The following is a 16538-nucleotide window of genomic DNA, read 5'->3' as shown; positions in this document are numbered from 1 at the left end:
TATGGAACTGAAACTACATACTTTCGATTTGCCTTTAAAGCACACGTTCACGATTACGCATGAATCGCGTGACGTGCAACCCACCCTGATAGTGGAGCTGAGTTGGCATGGAAAAAGTGGTTTTGGGGAAGCGACAGAGACGCCCTATTACGGGGTGACCATGGCGAAAATGAAGTCACAGATCGAGTCAATTCTTAATTTATTGCCGCACGATATTTTACCGCATCCGAGTGATTTTTGGGCGATGATGTCCAAAAACCTATTAGACGAACACCCTTTCGCACTTTGTGCGCTGGACGTAGCCTATTGGGATCTTTGGGGTAAAACGCACAACAAACCGCTGTATGAGATTTGGGACTTAGACATCTCCGAAAATCCCATTACGGATTATACGATCGGGATCGATACGGTAGAGAAGATGGTGGCCAAAATGCAGGAGACTCCCTTTCCCCTGTATAAAATCAAATTAGGTACGGACGACGATTTAGAAATCGTAGAAGCCTTACGTAGAGAAACAGACGCTATTTTCAGAGTAGATGCAAATACCGCTTGGACGCCCGAACAAACCATCTATTTCGCTCCTGAATTAGAAAAACTGGGCGTAGAATTCATCGAACAACCCTTGAAAGCCGATAACTGGGAAGGGATGAAGCGCGTATTCAAGGAATCTACCTTGCCCATTATTGCAGATGAAAGCTGTATTTTAGAGTCTGATGTAGAGAAATGTGCAGGCTATTTCCACGGCATCAACATCAAATTAATGAAATGCGGTGGCTTAACGCCTGCCCTACGCATGATCAAAAAAGCTAGAACACTAGGACTAAAAGTCATGGTGGGATGTATGACGGAATCGACCATCGGATGCTCTGCCATCGCGCAACTACTCCCCTTACTCGATTACGTTGATATGGACGGCTGCTTATTAGTGGATGACCAAATTTCGACAGGTATTACCATCGACTACGGCGTGGTTTCTTATGCTAATTTACCTGGAACTGGAGCCACCTTATTATGAGTTATTCATTCACAGAGAATCGCATTCCAGGCCGTAAAATAACCTATAAAGGTGCTGGTTACCTTTGGCTTGGCGGCACGAATTACTTGAATATTGGTTCCCACCCCACTTTTCAAAAGGCCTTAACGGATGGAATTAAACAATATTCCCAAAACTTTGGTAGCTCCCGTCGCAACAACTTACAATTTTCGATTTGGGAGGATTTCGAACGTGCTTTAGCCGCTTATTTTCAAGTAGAAGCCGCAGCCCTCTGTTCTTCCGGCCTAGCTGCCGCCCAAATCGCAGTCCAATACGCCCAACAAAAAGGATTCACCTTAAACCTAGCACCTCAGGCACACCCTGCCTTATGGCGCCATCCACATACACCCTTCGCTGGAAGCTATAAAGATTGGATCTCCAGCCATCAAAAAGGCCAAATATTTGCCTCTGATGGCATCGGATCTCCTTGGATTAACAGCTTTGATTTCTCTTTTGCCACTACCATGAACCCAAGTGATTATTTGATCGTAGACGAGTCACATCGAGCTGGAGTGCAAGATATTCACATTCCCTGTTCTGGAAATCTTTTGCAAACCGTTTCGCTCTCCAAAGCCTTCGGATTACCCGCTGGCGTCATTTTAGGTTCCGCTGCAGGCATAGAAGAGATTAAGAAAGATTCCTTTTGGGTGGGTTCCTCGCCTCCTAATCCCGCCTTTTGCTATGCTGGATTACAATCGATGGAGGCTTATCAGGAGCAAAGCCTGAAAAGCAAGGCATTAGCAGATCGCTTCGCAGACAATCTAAAGGGATTTGATGCCCCTGTGACCTATGAACCGGGTTATCCCGCTTTCTGTTCCAAAGCTCCAGGCTTATTCGAACACCTAAAATCAGCTGGCATATTAGTGAATCATTTTGCCTACCCAGACATCACGGCACCTCCCGTTTGTCGCGCCATCTTACCGGCATGCCTCACATTAGCAGATATTGACACCATCACAGATGCCATCAAAAGCTATGCGTAAAATTCTATTTTTCCTATTAATCACCGAGATGATCAGCATGAGTACATTCGCTCAAAAACCCGCCAACATCCTGGAGCAATTATTGCTATCTAACCCGGATAAATTCAAGAAACTAACGGATAACCCAGAAAAATACCGTCTTCAGATTCTTTACACGCAGATAGATCGCGATGCAAAAAACAAACCGACGCTGACCACCTATTCCTACCGCTCAGATTCGAACGAATATTTCTATCCTGCCAGCACCGTAAAATTAGCCGCTACTGTTTTGGCCTTAGAAAAATTGAATGCTTTAAAAATTGATAAATCAACCACCTTTCAAACCCTAAAAAACCGACCATCTCAACTCGAAATCAAGACTGATTCCACTTCAAAATCAGGTTTACCAAGTGTGGGACACTACATCAAAAAGATTTTGTTAGTGTCGGATAATGAAGCCTATAATCGCCTTTACGAATTTTTAGGCCAGCGGCCTTTCAACGAAACGATGCTTTCTAAGGGATTTAAAGGAGTTAGACTTACCCATCGTTTACAAACACCCCTACCTCGCCTAGAGAATCAATACACAAACCCAATAAACTTGATGGACGCATCTGGCAAAGTCATCTACCAGCAAGCAGAAACCTTTAACAACAAACCCTATAGTGCGGCAACGCCCATTTTACTAGGAAAAGGAACGATGAATGATGCGGGTGTGGTGGAAAACAAACCATTGGACTTTAGTCTAAAAAATGCGTATCCATTGCAGGCACAACATGATTTCCTTAAAAGACTCCTGCTTCCAGAGGCATTCCCAACAAAAGATCGATTCAATCTCAAAAAAGAAGATTATACTTTTCTTTACCGCTATATGTCGATGTATCCGACGGAATCGAAAGAGCCAATTTACAAAGATGAGTTCGCGACTTATTGCAAATTCTTGTATTATGGATCAGAAAAAAATGCCTCTTTGAATCCCTCGATGCGCATTTTTAACAAGGTGGGTGATGCCTACGGATTCTTGCTAGACAATGCCTATGTGGTGGATTTTGACAAGAAAGTCGAATTTATGGTAACCGCAGTTTTGCTTTGCAATGAAGACGAGATCTTCAATGATGAGAAATATGATTATGATACAATCGGATTTCCCTTCTACAAAAACCTAGGTCAGGTCATTTACGATTACGAGGTGAAGCGCCCTAAAAAACAGCAACCGAATTTAGATCACCTGCGATTCGACTATTCAAACTAAGCTTTTCGTTTCGCATAATAAAGTACACCGATACCAAACAAGACGGCTGGGATAGATAGAATTTGGCCCATATTTAAGGTCAAACTATTTTCAAATGAACTCTGATTCTCTTTTAAAAATTCATAAAAGAAGCGGAGCGTAAATACGAAAATCATAAAAATACCCGTCAAAAAACCCGCTGGTGTCTTTTCTTTTTTCAGATTCCACAAATACAGAAGTATAAAAAACAAAAGTAGACATGATAATGCCTCATACAATTGAGAGGGATGGCGAGGTACAACAAAGGCAGCTAAGCCACTCGGATTGAATTCATAATCCCGTAAAAACTTGAATCCCCAAGGCAAATCAGTAGGTTTCCCAATGATCTCTGAATTCATCAAATTCCCGAAACGAATAAAGAAACCAGCTAACGCAGCCGCAATAACAATCCGATCAGTCACATACAAATACGATTGACCTTTGTGTTTTCTAGTGTACAAATAAAAAGCGGTGAAAAGACCTATGGCAGCCCCATGAGAAGCCAAACCTGAAAAGGGAGGTGTAATCATTTGGATGAAAAACCGAACCGGATCTGCTAAAAGCAAGGGGAACTCGTAAAAGAAATAATGCCCCATTCGGGCTCCTACAACCGTTCCTACCATCGTATATAACAATAGTTGATCGGCTTGTTCAACAGACCTACCCTCTTTTTTGAACATATAACTTACGACCTGAAATCCGGCCAAAAAGGCTAACGCAAAACACAATCCGTACCAACGGATTGGAAAACCAAAAAGGGTTATAATAGTCGGATCAGCGTTCCACTCAATAAATAATAAGCTCATAGCATTCTAGTCTTTCGACCAAAATTAAACATTATTTCTTTGAGTTCTTTACAAAAACTTGGATAGTCTTTTTAATAAACTTCGCAGGATATAAGCGATGAGGGAAGCCTAAAGACATGGCTTGAAAACTACAAAAAACGAGTAATAAAAGAAGTAATTGACGTTTTTTCATTATTGATTGCTGAATCTTTTACAAAGATATAAAACAAAAGGTACTTTGCAATACAAGGTACTATAATTTATCAAGTAAATGATAATTGACCCTATAGATGCCTAAGTGTCTCAAAAGGTTGCATATCTAAGCCTTTTTTATGTTCTTAGAGTATGCAAAACATTGAACCCTCTTTCCAATGGGAATCGATTTACGTCGCCGCAAGGGATAAAAAGTCTCCTTTCTTTGGTAGACATTATTCTGAAACTACCTATGAAAATGATATTTATGGCTATTACATCCATCCGCTTTGGGATGACATAGGCTCAGAAACGCTATTTTGCAAGATTCTGTACACGGATTATGTGGAGAAGTATACAATCATTGAATTATTCGGGGAATGGAATGATACACTACATAACGATGTCATGCATTTGAAAAGAACGGTGGTGGATCATTTTGTTGATGCAGGGATTAAGCATTTCATTTTAGTAGGTGAAAATGTGTTGAATTTTCACGGATCTTTTGAAGATGATTATTATGCCGAATGGTTTGAGGATGTGGAAGATGGATGGATTGCGGCGATGCATTTTGCACCTTTTGTAGAGGAAGAATGGGCCAAATATAAGATTGACTACTACCTGAATTTTGGCGGAAACCTCCAAATTCCGAACTGGAGAACACTAAAACCGGAGGTGATATTTTTTATGATAGACAAACTACTAAAAAGACGATTAAATCCGTAAATTCGTCTAAACCTATTATACCTTATGAAAAAAATATTCCTATTGACCTTGCTGTGTGCAGGTCTATTCTCTTTTGCTGTTAACGCTAAAAAAACAGATAATCGTTATTTTGAAATGCGCATCTACTATTGCCATCCGGGCAGATTAGACGCTTTAATTCAACGTTTTACGAATCATACCACCAAGATTTTTGAAAAACATGGCATGACAAATGTGGGCTATTGGATCCCTACTAACAATACCGATAACGCACTTTATTATATTTTAGCCTACCCATCTAAAGCAGATCGCGATTCATCTTGGAAGCATTTCAGCAGCGATCCTGAGTGGAAAACAGTTTCAAAGAAATCAGAAGAAACCGGTAAAATCGTCGCTAAAGTGACCAGCATATTTATGAATGCCACTGATTTTAGTCCCAAAATCAAACCTTCTGGCGGTCCAGTAGATCAAGTATTTGAATTACGAACCTATAGCCAGTTGCCTGGCCGAAATCCAGCTATTTTAGCGCGATTCAGAGATCATACGATGAAAATTTTCAAATCACACGACATTAAAAACATTGCGTACTTTACGACCATAGAAAAAGATCCAGCCGTTCAAAGTAAATTAGTTTACCTTGTTGCGCATCCATCAGAAGAGGCTGCGAAAGCGAATTGGGGGGCATTTGTTAACGACCCAAAATGGAAGCAAGTATCTACTGATTCCGAAAAAGATGGCAAAATTATCGAGAAAATCGAGTCGATCTTTATGACCCCTACTACCTTCTCTACTATCCGTTAAGAAAATGAAAATCGTTAAAAAAGCACCGCTCCTATTCCTAGGTGGGATGATTAGCCTTGTTAGCTTAGGCATCCCTAAGATGATTCAGCCGAAAAAAAATACTGCTGATTCCGTTCAAACAAATGTATCTACGCTACAAGTACCAGAAGGATTAGAAATAAAACCTTTTGCGGCAGAACCAATGCTGATTAATCCTACGAATATCGATGTGGATTCGAAAGGTCGGGTTTGGGTGTTAGAGGCTTATAACTATCGACCTGGAATCAATGGAAATCCGACAAACCCGCAAGGGGATCGCATCGTGATTTTAGAAGATACGAATGGGGATGGGCAGGCAGATAGCCGTAAAGTATTTTACCAATCGCCTGAGCTTAATGCGCCTTTAGGGATCGCGGTCTTGGATTCGATGGTCATCGTGTCACAGAGTCCTTACATCTGGAAAATGTTCGATGATAATCGGGATGGCAAGGCAGACCGTAAGGAAGTCATGTTCTCTGGAATTGGGGGTGATCAGCACGATCACGGGGCGCACGCGTTTACGTTTGGGCCAGATGGGAAATTGTATTTTAATTTAGGGAATGAGGGTAAGCAATTGTTGGATGCCAAAGGTAATCCGGTCTTGGATCAAGATGGTGACCCGATTGGACCTAAGAAATACCGCCAAGGAATGGTATTCCGTTGTAATTTGGATGGAAGCCAGGTAGAGGTTTTAGGGCATAATTTTAGAAATAATTACGAAGTGGCGGTGGATTCCTATGGGGGACTTTGGCAGTCAGATAATGATGATGATGGAAATAAAGGAGTCCGTATTAATGCCGTTTTCGAGCACGGAAACTATGGTTATGTGGATGAAATGACTGGGGAAGGTTGGTCAGTGAATCGGACGAATATCGAAAAAGAGATTCCTTTGCGTCATTGGCATTTAAATGACCCGGGCGTTGTCCCTAATTTACTGCAAACAGGCGCCGGTTCTCCTACGGGAATGATCATTTATGAGGGTAATTTATTGCCTTCTATCTTCCAAAATCAAATGATTCACACGGATGCGGGTCCTAATGTGGTTCGCTCTTATGCTACTACTCCCTGGGGAGCTGGATATGAGGCCAGAATAAATAATCTAATTACTTCGCGCGATCAATGGTTTAGACCTGCTGATGTGGCAGCGGCACCGGATGGTTCTCTTTTTATCGCTGATTGGTACGATCCAGGCGTAGGTGGACATCAAGCGGGCGATCAGGCCAAAGGTCGTATCTACCGAATCGCACCTAAAGGACACGCGTACAAAAAAACAAGCTTTGATTTAAGTACCCCCGAACTGGCTTTTAAGGCGCTAGAGAATCCAAATTTAGAAATCCGTTTTCTAGCCTTTCAGGCATTGAAAAAAATGGGAGATAAGGCTGAATCCGTGTTGGAAAATGAATTTAATACGAATGAAAATCCCCGGTTTAGAGCCAGAGCATTTTGGGTTTTAAATCAAGGATCACGTTCGAATGAATTTATCCTAAAAGCGTTCGATCAATCGAATCCAAACCTGAAAGCGATGGCGATTCGAGCAGCAAAGCACAAACCTTTCACGGAATGGTCTACTCTAGCGGCTAAAGCGGCAAAAGATCAACACGCCTCTGTTAGACGTGAATTAGCCATCGCCTTGCGCCACCTTTCTGGAGATGAAGTGAATAAATTATGGGCGAGTCTAGCGATGCGCCATAACGGAACAGATCGCTGGTATTTAGAGGCACTAGGTATCGGTGCAGATGGCAACTGGGACGAGCGATTTGCAGCTTATTTAGCGCAGAAGCCTGAGAATTCGAAAGGTTTTGCTGATGTCGTTTGGAGAGCGAGAACGGAAAAAGCATTGCCTGCTTTAATCGACTTAATCGGAAACACGAAGTCATTAGCCTATTTCCGCGCCTTGGATTTCATGCCAGGGGAGCAAAAATCAGAGGCTTTATTTGGACTGATAACGGGAAAATTCGCTAACGATGTAAACGCACAATTAGAGGCTGTTCGTCACATCAAACCAGCCTACATTGCTTCACATCCTGAAGTAAAAACGATGCTTTCTACCTTGCTTAAGCAGATTAATGGCAAGCCATATCTCGAATTAGTCGATTACTACCAGCTAACAGAAGAAAGCCCACGTATTTTAGGGATGATTTTAGCTCGAACAGAAGCCTCCAAATCAGGCCAAGTATTGTATAATCTACCTGGAGGAGCAGAATTAATACGGTCAACATTCTTAGCGGGAAAAGAAGCGGAACAATTAGCTTTAATCGAGACGTTGCGCTGGCAAGGAAAAACGGAATCAGCACAATTATTATATGAGGCCACAGCGAACCCTAAACTTAGTAAAGCCGTCCAAATGCAAGCCGCGCGCGTAATCGGTAATGCCTATCCAACGGAAGAATTTGTCTTAGATTTATTAGAGAAGAAGAAAATAGCCGCAGCTTACGTTCCTCTAGTGGTAGAAAGTCTTCAAAAAGCGTGGAGAAAGTCGATTCGAATGAAAGCGAATAGTTATTTAGACAAACATCAAACTGAAACAAAGAAAGCTCATCCTGCAATGTCTGAATTAATCAAAATGTCTGGGGATGCAGTTAAGGGAAAGGTCGTCTTTACGAATTCATGCGTCATGTGCCACGTGGTCAATAATGATGGCATTGATTTTGGACCAAAACTAAGTGAAATAGGCTCGAAATTATCGAAAGAGGGAATGTATATGTCTATCCTGCACCCAAATGCCGGTATCGGATTTGGATATGAGACATTTGAGATAAAGACTAAATCAGGGGACACTTACCAAGGAATCATTGTTTCTAAGAACGAAACGGATATCGTGTTGCGTATTCCAGGCGGAATCGTTAAAAGTTTTAAAACATCTGCCCTAAAATCCTATAAGCAAGTTCCTGACTCATTAATGCCTGAGGGTTTAGCCGATGGCATGAGCACTCCTGAGTTAGTAGATTTAGTCGAATATTTGTCCACTTTAAAGAAGAAATAAGATGAAGCGCCGTGATTTCACTTCGCTCCTAGGAGCTAGTCTATTAATCCCCTCCTTTTCTAGAGGCTCATCTATTGTCCGAGAAAAGCCTTTTGAATTGAACTATGCACCACATTTTGGGATGTTCAAAAACCATGCCGGACCTAGTGAACTCGATCAATTACAATTTATGTATGACCAAGGGTTTACAGCATTGGAAGATAATGAATTAATGGAAAGGCCTATTGCTCTACAAGAGAAAATTGGCGAAAAACTAGCCAAACTCAATATGAAAATGGGCGTGTTCGTCATCAAGTTCGATGGTTTTTTCGATAAACAAACAATGACGACAGGCAAAAAGGAATGGACTGATTTATTTCTAGCTTCTTGTAGAAAAGCAGTGGAAACCTCCAAGCGTGTGAATGCGAAATGGGCGACTGTTGTTCCAGGTAATTTCACGCGTGATTTACCGATGGGAATTCAAACAGGACACGTGATCGACAACCTAAAACGTGCGGTTGAAATTTTAGAACCCGCGGGATTAACGATGGTTTTAGAGCCATTGAGCGACAATTCAGACTTATTTCTTCGCTATTCCGATCAGACATACAGTATATGTCGCGCGGTAGCCTCCCCATCCTGCAAGATACTTTTCGATATGTACCATATGCAACGAAATGAGGGTAATTTGATCGCTAACATGGACAAATGCTGGGATGAAATAGCCTATTTACAAATTGGGGATAATCCAGGGCGTAAAGAACCTACGACGGGCGAGGTGAATTACCAAAATATTTTCAGGCACTTAAAACAAAAAGGATATACCGGCGTTTTAGGCATGGAACATGGAAATTCAAAGCCTGGAAAAGAGGGTGAAATGGCTTTAATGGAGGCGTATCGCAAATCAGATGTCTAATTTTTTGGATTTATCAAAATTAATTTAGACATTCGCTTAATTATCTAATTAAGATGGACGCAAAATTTAAAGCAATTAACGACCCAACCCGGAGAGAGATATTGCAATTTTTGGTGAATGGACCTCAGAATGCAGGAAAAATTGCTGATCAATTTGATATGAGCAAACCTAGTATTTCACATCACTTGGATTTGTTAAAGCAAGCAAAACTTATTCAAGCAGAGAAAAAAGGGCAATTCATTGAATATAAACTGGATAAATCAGGCTTTGAAGTTATACATTCTTGGTTTCAATCTTTCTCTAAATACTTTGAATTCCCTAAGCCTAAAATTAGAATCGAAATTTAATCTGTTTTATTATGTCTCTTCCATTGCCCAGCACTTTTCAATTTTTACAATCACATCTACCCGCAAACACGAAAGGACTCGGAATCACTACGCTATCCAAACGTAATTTTTTCCAATCTATTGGGGATTATTTTGCTGAAAAGTCCGGCAAAAATCGGGTTTCGTATGTGGCGGTGGGAGATAATTTTATCACCCAACTTCATTTCCAAGGAGAGACTTTGATTGCGGAAAATACGATTAATTTAACCCAATTAGACCACTTTTATGTGTCAGAGGGTCAAACCGCAGATGGGATAATTCACCATTTGTCATGCGACGCTACCGTAGTAGTTTCAGCCAAGAAGATGGTAGATCACCACATCAAAATTCTTCCTTGCCTATTAGGGGAAAACGCAAGCAATGTTCAAGCGATTCAAAGCATCCAATGGGCGCAAGAATCTAAGAAAGCCTTAACAGAAATACTTAAAGGCTGGCCAGCACAAATTGCGAAACAAAAAGAGGACGCTAAGGTCTAGTTATTCGGAGACTTTTTCATCGACTTTTAAGTCAAACAACTCCTTAGAGGTGATAGCCACTAAACTGACGAGTACCATCGTTACTCCTGCGCCTATCAGAACAGATGGAACCGTACCAAAAAACTTGGCAGCAACCCCTGATTCAAAAGCTCCCATTTCGTTCGAGGTACTCACAAAAACACCGTTCACGGACGAAACTCGGCCCCTCATTTCATCAGGAGTATAGAATCGAAGAACGGTTTGACGAATGACCACAGAGATAGAATCAAACGCCCCTGTGAAGAAAAGAGCCGTCACAGAAAGCCAAAAATTCGTTGATAACCCAAATACAAAAGTCGCGAGTCCAAATCCTGCAATCGCTAGAATCAAGTTTCTCCAAGCGTGTTTCAATGGAGGAAAATACACCAAGGTTACCATCGTCACCACAGCGCCCACAGATGGTGCAGCACGTAGTATTCCTAAACCCTCCGCTCCTACTTTCAGGATGTCCTCAGCAAAGACAGGCAAGATGGCGATTACACCCCCAAACAAGACAGAAAACAAATCTAATGAGATTGAATATAGAATGATTTTGGTTTTAAATACATACGCAATCCCCTCTCGTAAACTGTGCCAAATCGATTCATGGTGAACCGTTTTCACCGGAACAGGGCGATTTTCTATTTGAAAAATACAAAACATGACACCCAATAATAGGGCGATCACGGTGATTAATGAACCGGATAATCCCGCGTAGGCATATAAAAAACCGGCCACTCCAGGCCCTAAAATGGAACCCAATTGCCAGAAAGAACTATTCCAAGTGGCAGCGTTGGCAAAAACTTCCTTGGGCACTAGGAATGGGTTTAAGGAAGAAGCGGCAGGGCTGAAAAAACCTTTGGAAAGGCCAATTATAAAGATGACCGCATAAATAGAATAAATATGAAAATCCTGATCAGCTGACTGCAATTGCGTACTGGAATACAATAGAAAGACAGAGGAGGCAATTATCAAGGAAAGTGTGACCTGCATAATCTTTTTCTTATCCCGATTATCCGCAAAATGACCACCAAACAGCACCAATGAAATAAACGGAACAGCTTCCGCCAAACCAATTAAACCCAAAGCCAATGGATTATGCGTTATCTTATAAATCTCATAGGCCAAGACCACTTCTTGAATAAGCAAGGCAATCGTAAAGAGCGTGTTTCCCGTTACATAAGCCCTAAATTCCGGAAATTGCAAGGCTTTGTACGCGTCTTTATGTTGAAAAAATCCCATGTAGTAGATAAATAAGTGGACTCCAAAACGCAAAATCTCCCCAAAAACGTTTGGCTTCTGACAGAGAGGAGCGAGATAAAAGGAACGTTATCCCAAATGTAACCAAAAAAGGCAAGACGATGAAGAGATCCTGCGTTGCCGCATAGATCCCACTTAAAAGACCAATCAGAATCCATTCCGTTTTTCGCAATCGAGCTGCATAAAAATGGCTCTTGGACTCGATTAAATTAAAAAAACATAGATTTTGATAGGCAATGGCAATCAAAGGCAGTAGTAAGAGTAGTGACTTCGGTTCACGAATCCAAACAACTAATCCTACGCCTAAACCGTACAAAATAGCTGTAACCAATTCTTTTTCTGAACGAAGTATACCTTTGTGCCAGCAATATCCATAAGCAATTAAGCAGAAAAATAAGGCAAATCCGGCAAACAAGACACGACTGCTTTGAAAAGGCAAAAGACAAACAATTGCGAGTCCAATTATACCAATGATAACCCAGAAGTGTTTCCGAAATTTTAAATGATACAGGTGCCGTTCATCCCGTACAGGCTGTAAAAAATTATCAATCTGCCTATCCACGAGGTAAATAAACCAAACCACCAACGCTAATAGAGACGCTTCTGCTACAGCGGGATAGGATTTAAAATAAACGTCAAATAGGAAAAACTGGTACAAAATAGCCCCGATGACAACTTCTATAGATAAATACTTAATAAATCGCATCCTTACATCGTATGACTTGAACCTCCATACCTACCTGAATTTCCCCCACAGAAATGGGTACAAATTGCTGACCAAAATAGACTTTGTGATTAATCGTGCGAAACGAAGCCAGGGCTTTCAAGGTCTTTTTATCCGATTCCCCAGTCAATGGATCTACATTTACGAGAGGACAACGGGCGCAAGGTTTGGCACCCGAAAGTAAAACCTCCCCTATCTTGATTTCAGCCCAAGTATCTTCAACAAAAGGCTCTAGCGCTGACACGATGATATTCGGTCTAAATCGCAGCTGATCCACCGGCTCATCCAGCTGTTCTTGCAAGGAAGTATACGAACCTGAACTGACCAAAAGTAGCGGCAGAGAATCCGCAAAGGAGGTATTTTTAGCTTGCTTAGTCTGGTATTTAGCTTTCATCACCCGCGGTTTTTCAGCTGTTATTCTCACTAGCTTCACTTCCTCAGATAAAGCCGTTGAAAACCACTCTGACCAACCCTCCGATACCTCTTGAGCTAGTAATTGATCGTCCCAAATTTCAACGGAAATCCAATCACTTACTACAGGCTCCCAAACTAATTCCTTTTCTAAACCCGTCCCGGCATCTCTCACGATAAAACCATTCGCAGATTCCCTAAGTACGAATCGGGTCAATTCTGGTCGTGTGCGCTGAGTGATAAATTTACCCTGTGCGTCCACTAACATAAAGCGACGATCGCCCCGTAAACCCTCATTTTCAACCACAGCTTTCGATAAAGAAACTGCTCCCAAAGACTTGATTGGATAGATATAGAGTTGAGTGATCATAAAGCAAATGTATCACATTCTATGTAAAAAGCCTTATCCCTACTTATAGGCTTTGGTCTTCCTAATATGGCTTGATTTTGTTAAGTTTGTTTTATTGATTGAATTAACCTATTCCTATGAAACCTTTTCGCCTAGCCTTATTCGCTCTTTTGTCCCCTATTGCGGCACAAGCACAACAAATGTTGACTTTAGAAGACGCGATTCAGCAAGGTATAACGAAGCAATATTCCATACAGATTTCTAGACAGAGAGAACGAATCGCTGCCAATGAAAATAGCCTTGGTAATGCAGGATTTCTGCCTACAGTAACGGGGTCCGCGTCAAAAAACTATACCATCTCTGGATTAGATCAATCGTTTTTTGGTGGTTTACGTCCACCTTTAGTTCAATCGGGTGTAAATTCAAACTCGGGCAATACCGGGGTAGCCATGGCATGGACGTTATACGATGGGCAAGGAATGTTCGTGTTGCGAGACCGTTTTAAAGAATTACAAAACCTAGGCGCAAAGCAAACAGAGTCGAATATTGAAAATTTAATCGCCTTAATATCAACTACCTATTACGATATTATCCGCCAAAACCTTCGCGTAAACAATTTCAAAAAAGGCCTTGAAATTTCCAATGACCGTCTAAAATTAGCCAAAGATCGCTACGAAGTAGGACAAGGTTCTAAAGTGGATTATTATTCTGCTCAGGTCGATTATAACGAAGACAAAGCGCTCTTAATCGCTCAAGAGCAATCCTATACGAACACTAAAATTGGTTTTAATACCCTATTAGTAAAAGAATACAAGGCTGATTTTCAAATTGTCAACAACATCGACTTGTTACCCAAATTGACATTAAATGAATTAAAAATGAGTGCTTTATCGCAGAATCCAACCTTGATCGGAGCGATTTTGAGTAAGAAGATTAGCGATTTGGATACGAAGAATTTACAGAGTCAGCAAAAACCTCAAATCGATTTATTAGCGGGATATAATTTGAATACCGTAGCGAATGGTGCAGGATTTGGCGTAGAAAAAGGAAGTAGTAATGTATTCAACTATGGATTGAGAGCAACGATCAACATCTTCGATGGTTATAATCAGAAACGCAGAATTCAGAATGCAAAAATCAATGCGGAAATAGCGGCATTGCAAGTAGAAGATTTGAAAAACGCCTTATTGTCTACGTTGGAAAAGACCTACGTGACGTATGAGAATTCGATGAATCTAATTCAGTTAGAGACAGAAAATTATACGATTGCGAAGCAAAACATTGATATTGCTTTTGATCGTTTTAAAGTGGGTATTGCCACCTCTTATGAGTTACGTGAGGTACAACGCAATGCAGTTGCTGCAGAGACTCGTTTAATTGAAGCAAAATTCGCAGCAAAAGCAGCCGAAATTGAATTAATTCGATTGAGCGGAAACTTGTTGTAATTCCTCGTTGAGTTGTTGCTGGTAAAGTTCGAAATATAGCGTTTTATCCGCCATCAATTGATCGTGAGATCCACTTTCAACAATTGCCCCATCTGATAAGACAAAGATACGATTCGCTAATCGAGCGGAGGAAACACGGTGGGAAATAATCAAAGAAGATTTGCCTTTAGTTACCACTTTCAGGTTTTCTAAAATGGTATGTTCTGTATGCGTATCTACGGCAGATAAACAATCATCAAGTATAAGCATTTTCGGATTTTTTGCCAAAGCTCGAGCGATCGACACGCGTTGTTTTTGACCCCCTGATAGCGTAATACCCCTCTCCCCTAAAATCGTCTCGAATTGATCAGGGAACTCCATAATATTATCATACACATCCGCTTGCTTTGCCGCTACTTCAATGGCGTCCTGCGATAAAGCATCATTACCGAAGCGAATATTTTCCGAGATACTCGTCGAGAACAAGAACACATCCTGTGGCACAAATCCCACAAAAGAACGCACCCAAGCCATATCCCAGTCTTTTAAGGAGATGCCATCTAATAAAATCTCCCCAGCACTTGGATCATAAAAACGCGCCATTAATAAAGCAACAGTCGATTTACCAGAGCCCGTTTGGCCTAAAAGGGCAACTGACTCCCCTGCCTTAATCATTAAATTCACCCTCTCTAAAACGAAGCGATCTGAACCTGGATAGGCAAAACTGACATCTTTGAATTCCCAATTACCGATAATCTCTTGGCGAATTTGCTTTCCAGTAGTTAATTCAGATTTGGCCTCTAAAAACTCATTAATCCGCTTCTGCGAAGCAGCCGCCCGTTGAATCTGCGAACTTGTCCAACCCAAAGCTGTCACCGGCCACGTCAACATAAACACATACATGATGAATTCGGTGATATTACCCACCGTCATCCGACCTGCGATTACTTCCGTTGATCCAATGTAAACGACAAGAATCGTTGAAAAACCGACTAAAAGAGCGATTAATGGCGTAAATAGCGAATCAACCTTAACTAAGCCTAGCGACTTAGCGCGGTAAGCGGAAGAGGCTTCCGTAAAAGAATCCACCGATTTTTTCTCTCGAACAAAAGACTTTAACACCCGAATCCCAGAAAATGCTTCCTGCGCAAAAGTGGAAATCTGGGATAGCGCCGCTTGGATTTCCTCTGATTTGCGGATAATCACCGAATTCACATAATAAATACTTATCGACAAAATAGGCAGTGGCATCAAGACATACCACATCAATTTCTGGTTCACCTGCCGCATCGAATAAATCACTAGAATAAACACCGTAATTAAATTCAATCCGTACATAATGCTAGGCCCCACATACATTCGAACTTTACCCACATCCTCAGATATGCGCGCCATCAAATCACCTGTATTTTGCTGGCGATAGAATGACAATGGCAATGTTTGGTAATGCGTATATATCTCATTTTTCAATTCAAACTCGATGTGACGGGACATCACGATGAGGGTTTGGCGGACTAAAAAAAGGAAAACACCTTTTAAAATGGCCATCAATATGATCAGGCCACCATAGAAAAATAGGGTAAAACCGAAGATTTCATAAAACGCTTTCTGTAGGCTAAAGCCTTTGAACAGAAAATAAATATCGATGGTTTCTGTCACTAAATCGAGAGCGTAACGAACCAATTGTGCAGGAAAAACACCGAAAAAATTCGAAAACAAGGTAAAGATAATCCCTAGGAAAAGCAGCCATTTGTATTTCCAAAAATACTGATTGATATGACTGAGTGCTCCCATAGATAGATTAATTGACAACAAAGATAGGACCTTTATCAATTAAAATTCTTAA

At 41.2% G+C, this 16538-nt stretch carries 15 protein-coding genes; 10 read left to right on the top strand and 5 right to left on the bottom strand.

What is annotated here, in order from left to right; genetic code table 11:
• Window position 1 precedes the first annotated feature (1 nt).
• Genes SKC37_RS01650 through SKC37_RS01640 form a run of 3 tightly spaced genes read left to right on the top strand, consistent with a single transcriptional unit; the run spans window position 2 to window position 3247 of the window.
• Window positions 2–1015 (top strand): dipeptide epimerase, encoded by a 1014-nt coding sequence (locus SKC37_RS01650; RefSeq protein WP_377979795.1) that lies wholly within the window; start codon window positions 2–4, stop codon window positions 1013–1015.
• Window positions 1012–2016 carry an aminotransferase class I/II-fold pyridoxal phosphate-dependent enzyme gene (locus SKC37_RS01645; protein WP_377979794.1) on the top strand — a complete coding sequence of 335 codons (1005 nt, stop codon included), beginning with the start codon at window positions 1012–1014 and terminating at the stop codon, window positions 2014–2016. The genes SKC37_RS01650 and SKC37_RS01645 overlap by 4 nt, the downstream gene beginning before the upstream one ends.
• Window positions 2009–3247, top strand: coding sequence for a serine hydrolase (locus SKC37_RS01640; RefSeq protein WP_377979793.1), 1239 nt, complete (start codon window positions 2009–2011; stop codon window positions 3245–3247). The genes SKC37_RS01645 and SKC37_RS01640 overlap by 8 nt, the downstream gene beginning before the upstream one ends.
• On the opposite strand, the gene lgt is transcribed toward SKC37_RS01640, so the two are convergent.
• On the bottom strand, window positions 3244–4071 hold the full coding sequence (gene lgt / locus SKC37_RS01635) for a prolipoprotein diacylglyceryl transferase (RefSeq protein WP_377979792.1): 828 nt from the start codon (window positions 4069–4071) through the stop codon (window positions 3244–3246). The two genes, SKC37_RS01640 and lgt, sit on opposite strands and share 4 nt — an antisense overlap.
• A gap of 324 nt (window positions 4072–4395) precedes the next feature.
• Between lgt and SKC37_RS01630 the strand changes: the two genes are divergently transcribed.
• The 6 genes from SKC37_RS01630 to SKC37_RS01605 are packed head-to-tail and all read left to right on the top strand — an operon-like array spanning window position 4396 to window position 10506.
• A complete protein-coding gene (locus SKC37_RS01630) occupies window positions 4396–4968 on the top strand; it encodes a hypothetical protein (protein WP_377979791.1) in 573 nt (190 codons plus the stop codon).
• Window positions 4969–4992: 24 nt separating this feature from the next.
• On the top strand, window positions 4993–5748 hold the full coding sequence (locus tag SKC37_RS01625; RefSeq protein WP_377979790.1) for an NIPSNAP family protein: 756 nt from the start codon (window positions 4993–4995) through the stop codon (window positions 5746–5748).
• A gap of 4 nt (window positions 5749–5752) precedes the next feature.
• Window positions 5753–8749 carry a PVC-type heme-binding CxxCH protein gene (locus tag SKC37_RS01620; protein WP_377979789.1) on the top strand — a complete coding sequence of 999 codons (2997 nt, stop codon included), beginning with the start codon at window positions 5753–5755 and terminating at the stop codon, window positions 8747–8749.
• A gap of 1 nt (window position 8750) precedes the next feature.
• Window positions 8751–9644, top strand: a complete 894-nt coding sequence (locus tag SKC37_RS01615; protein ID WP_377979788.1) for a hydroxypyruvate isomerase family protein — start codon at window positions 8751–8753, stop codon at window positions 9642–9644.
• A gap of 53 nt (window positions 9645–9697) precedes the next feature.
• Window positions 9698–9991, top strand: a complete 294-nt coding sequence (locus SKC37_RS01610; RefSeq protein ID WP_377979787.1) for an autorepressor SdpR family transcription factor — start codon at window positions 9698–9700, stop codon at window positions 9989–9991.
• Between the two features lie 11 nt (window positions 9992–10002).
• On the top strand, window positions 10003–10506 hold the full coding sequence (locus SKC37_RS01605; protein WP_377979786.1) for a hypothetical protein: 504 nt from the start codon (window positions 10003–10005) through the stop codon (window positions 10504–10506).
• Here the strand turns inward: SKC37_RS01605 and SKC37_RS01600 are convergent, their stop codons facing one another.
• From SKC37_RS01600 to SKC37_RS01590, 3 genes are read right to left on the bottom strand one after another with little or no spacing between them, the layout of a single operon-like run.
• The gene (locus SKC37_RS01600; RefSeq protein ID WP_377979785.1) at window positions 10507–11766 is read right to left on the bottom strand and encodes an MFS transporter; all 1260 of its coding nucleotides are present in this window, start codon (window positions 11764–11766) and stop codon (window positions 10507–10509) included.
• Window positions 11747–12490 (bottom strand): hypothetical protein, encoded by a 744-nt coding sequence (locus SKC37_RS01595; protein WP_377979784.1) that lies wholly within the window; start codon window positions 12488–12490, stop codon window positions 11747–11749. Before SKC37_RS01595 ends, SKC37_RS01600 begins: the two co-directional genes overlap by 20 nt.
• Complete coding sequence (locus SKC37_RS01590; RefSeq protein ID WP_377979783.1) at window positions 12477–13289, bottom strand: MOSC domain-containing protein; 813 nt, start codon at window positions 13287–13289, stop codon at window positions 12477–12479. The genes SKC37_RS01595 and SKC37_RS01590 overlap by 14 nt, the downstream gene beginning before the upstream one ends.
• A 116-nt stretch (window positions 13290–13405) precedes the next feature.
• On the opposite strand from SKC37_RS01590, the gene SKC37_RS01585 reads away from it, so the two are divergent.
• The gene (locus SKC37_RS01585) at window positions 13406–14713 is read left to right on the top strand and encodes a TolC family protein (protein ID WP_377979782.1); all 1308 of its coding nucleotides are present in this window, start codon (window positions 13406–13408) and stop codon (window positions 14711–14713) included.
• Here SKC37_RS01585 and SKC37_RS01580 read toward each other — a convergent pair.
• Window positions 14684–16486 (bottom strand): ABC transporter ATP-binding protein, encoded by a 1803-nt coding sequence (locus SKC37_RS01580; protein ID WP_377979781.1) that lies wholly within the window; start codon window positions 16484–16486, stop codon window positions 14684–14686. The genes SKC37_RS01585 and SKC37_RS01580 overlap by 30 nt on opposite strands.
• Window positions 16487–16538 lie beyond the last annotated feature (52 nt).

Source organism: Aquirufa esocilacus (genome assembly GCF_042715595.1).
Taxonomy (GTDB): domain Bacteria; phylum Bacteroidota; class Bacteroidia; order Cytophagales; family Spirosomataceae; genus Aquirufa; species Aquirufa esocilacus.
The sequence above is the reverse complement of the archived record's forward strand: the minus strand, read 5'-3'. Positions and strand labels throughout refer to the sequence as shown.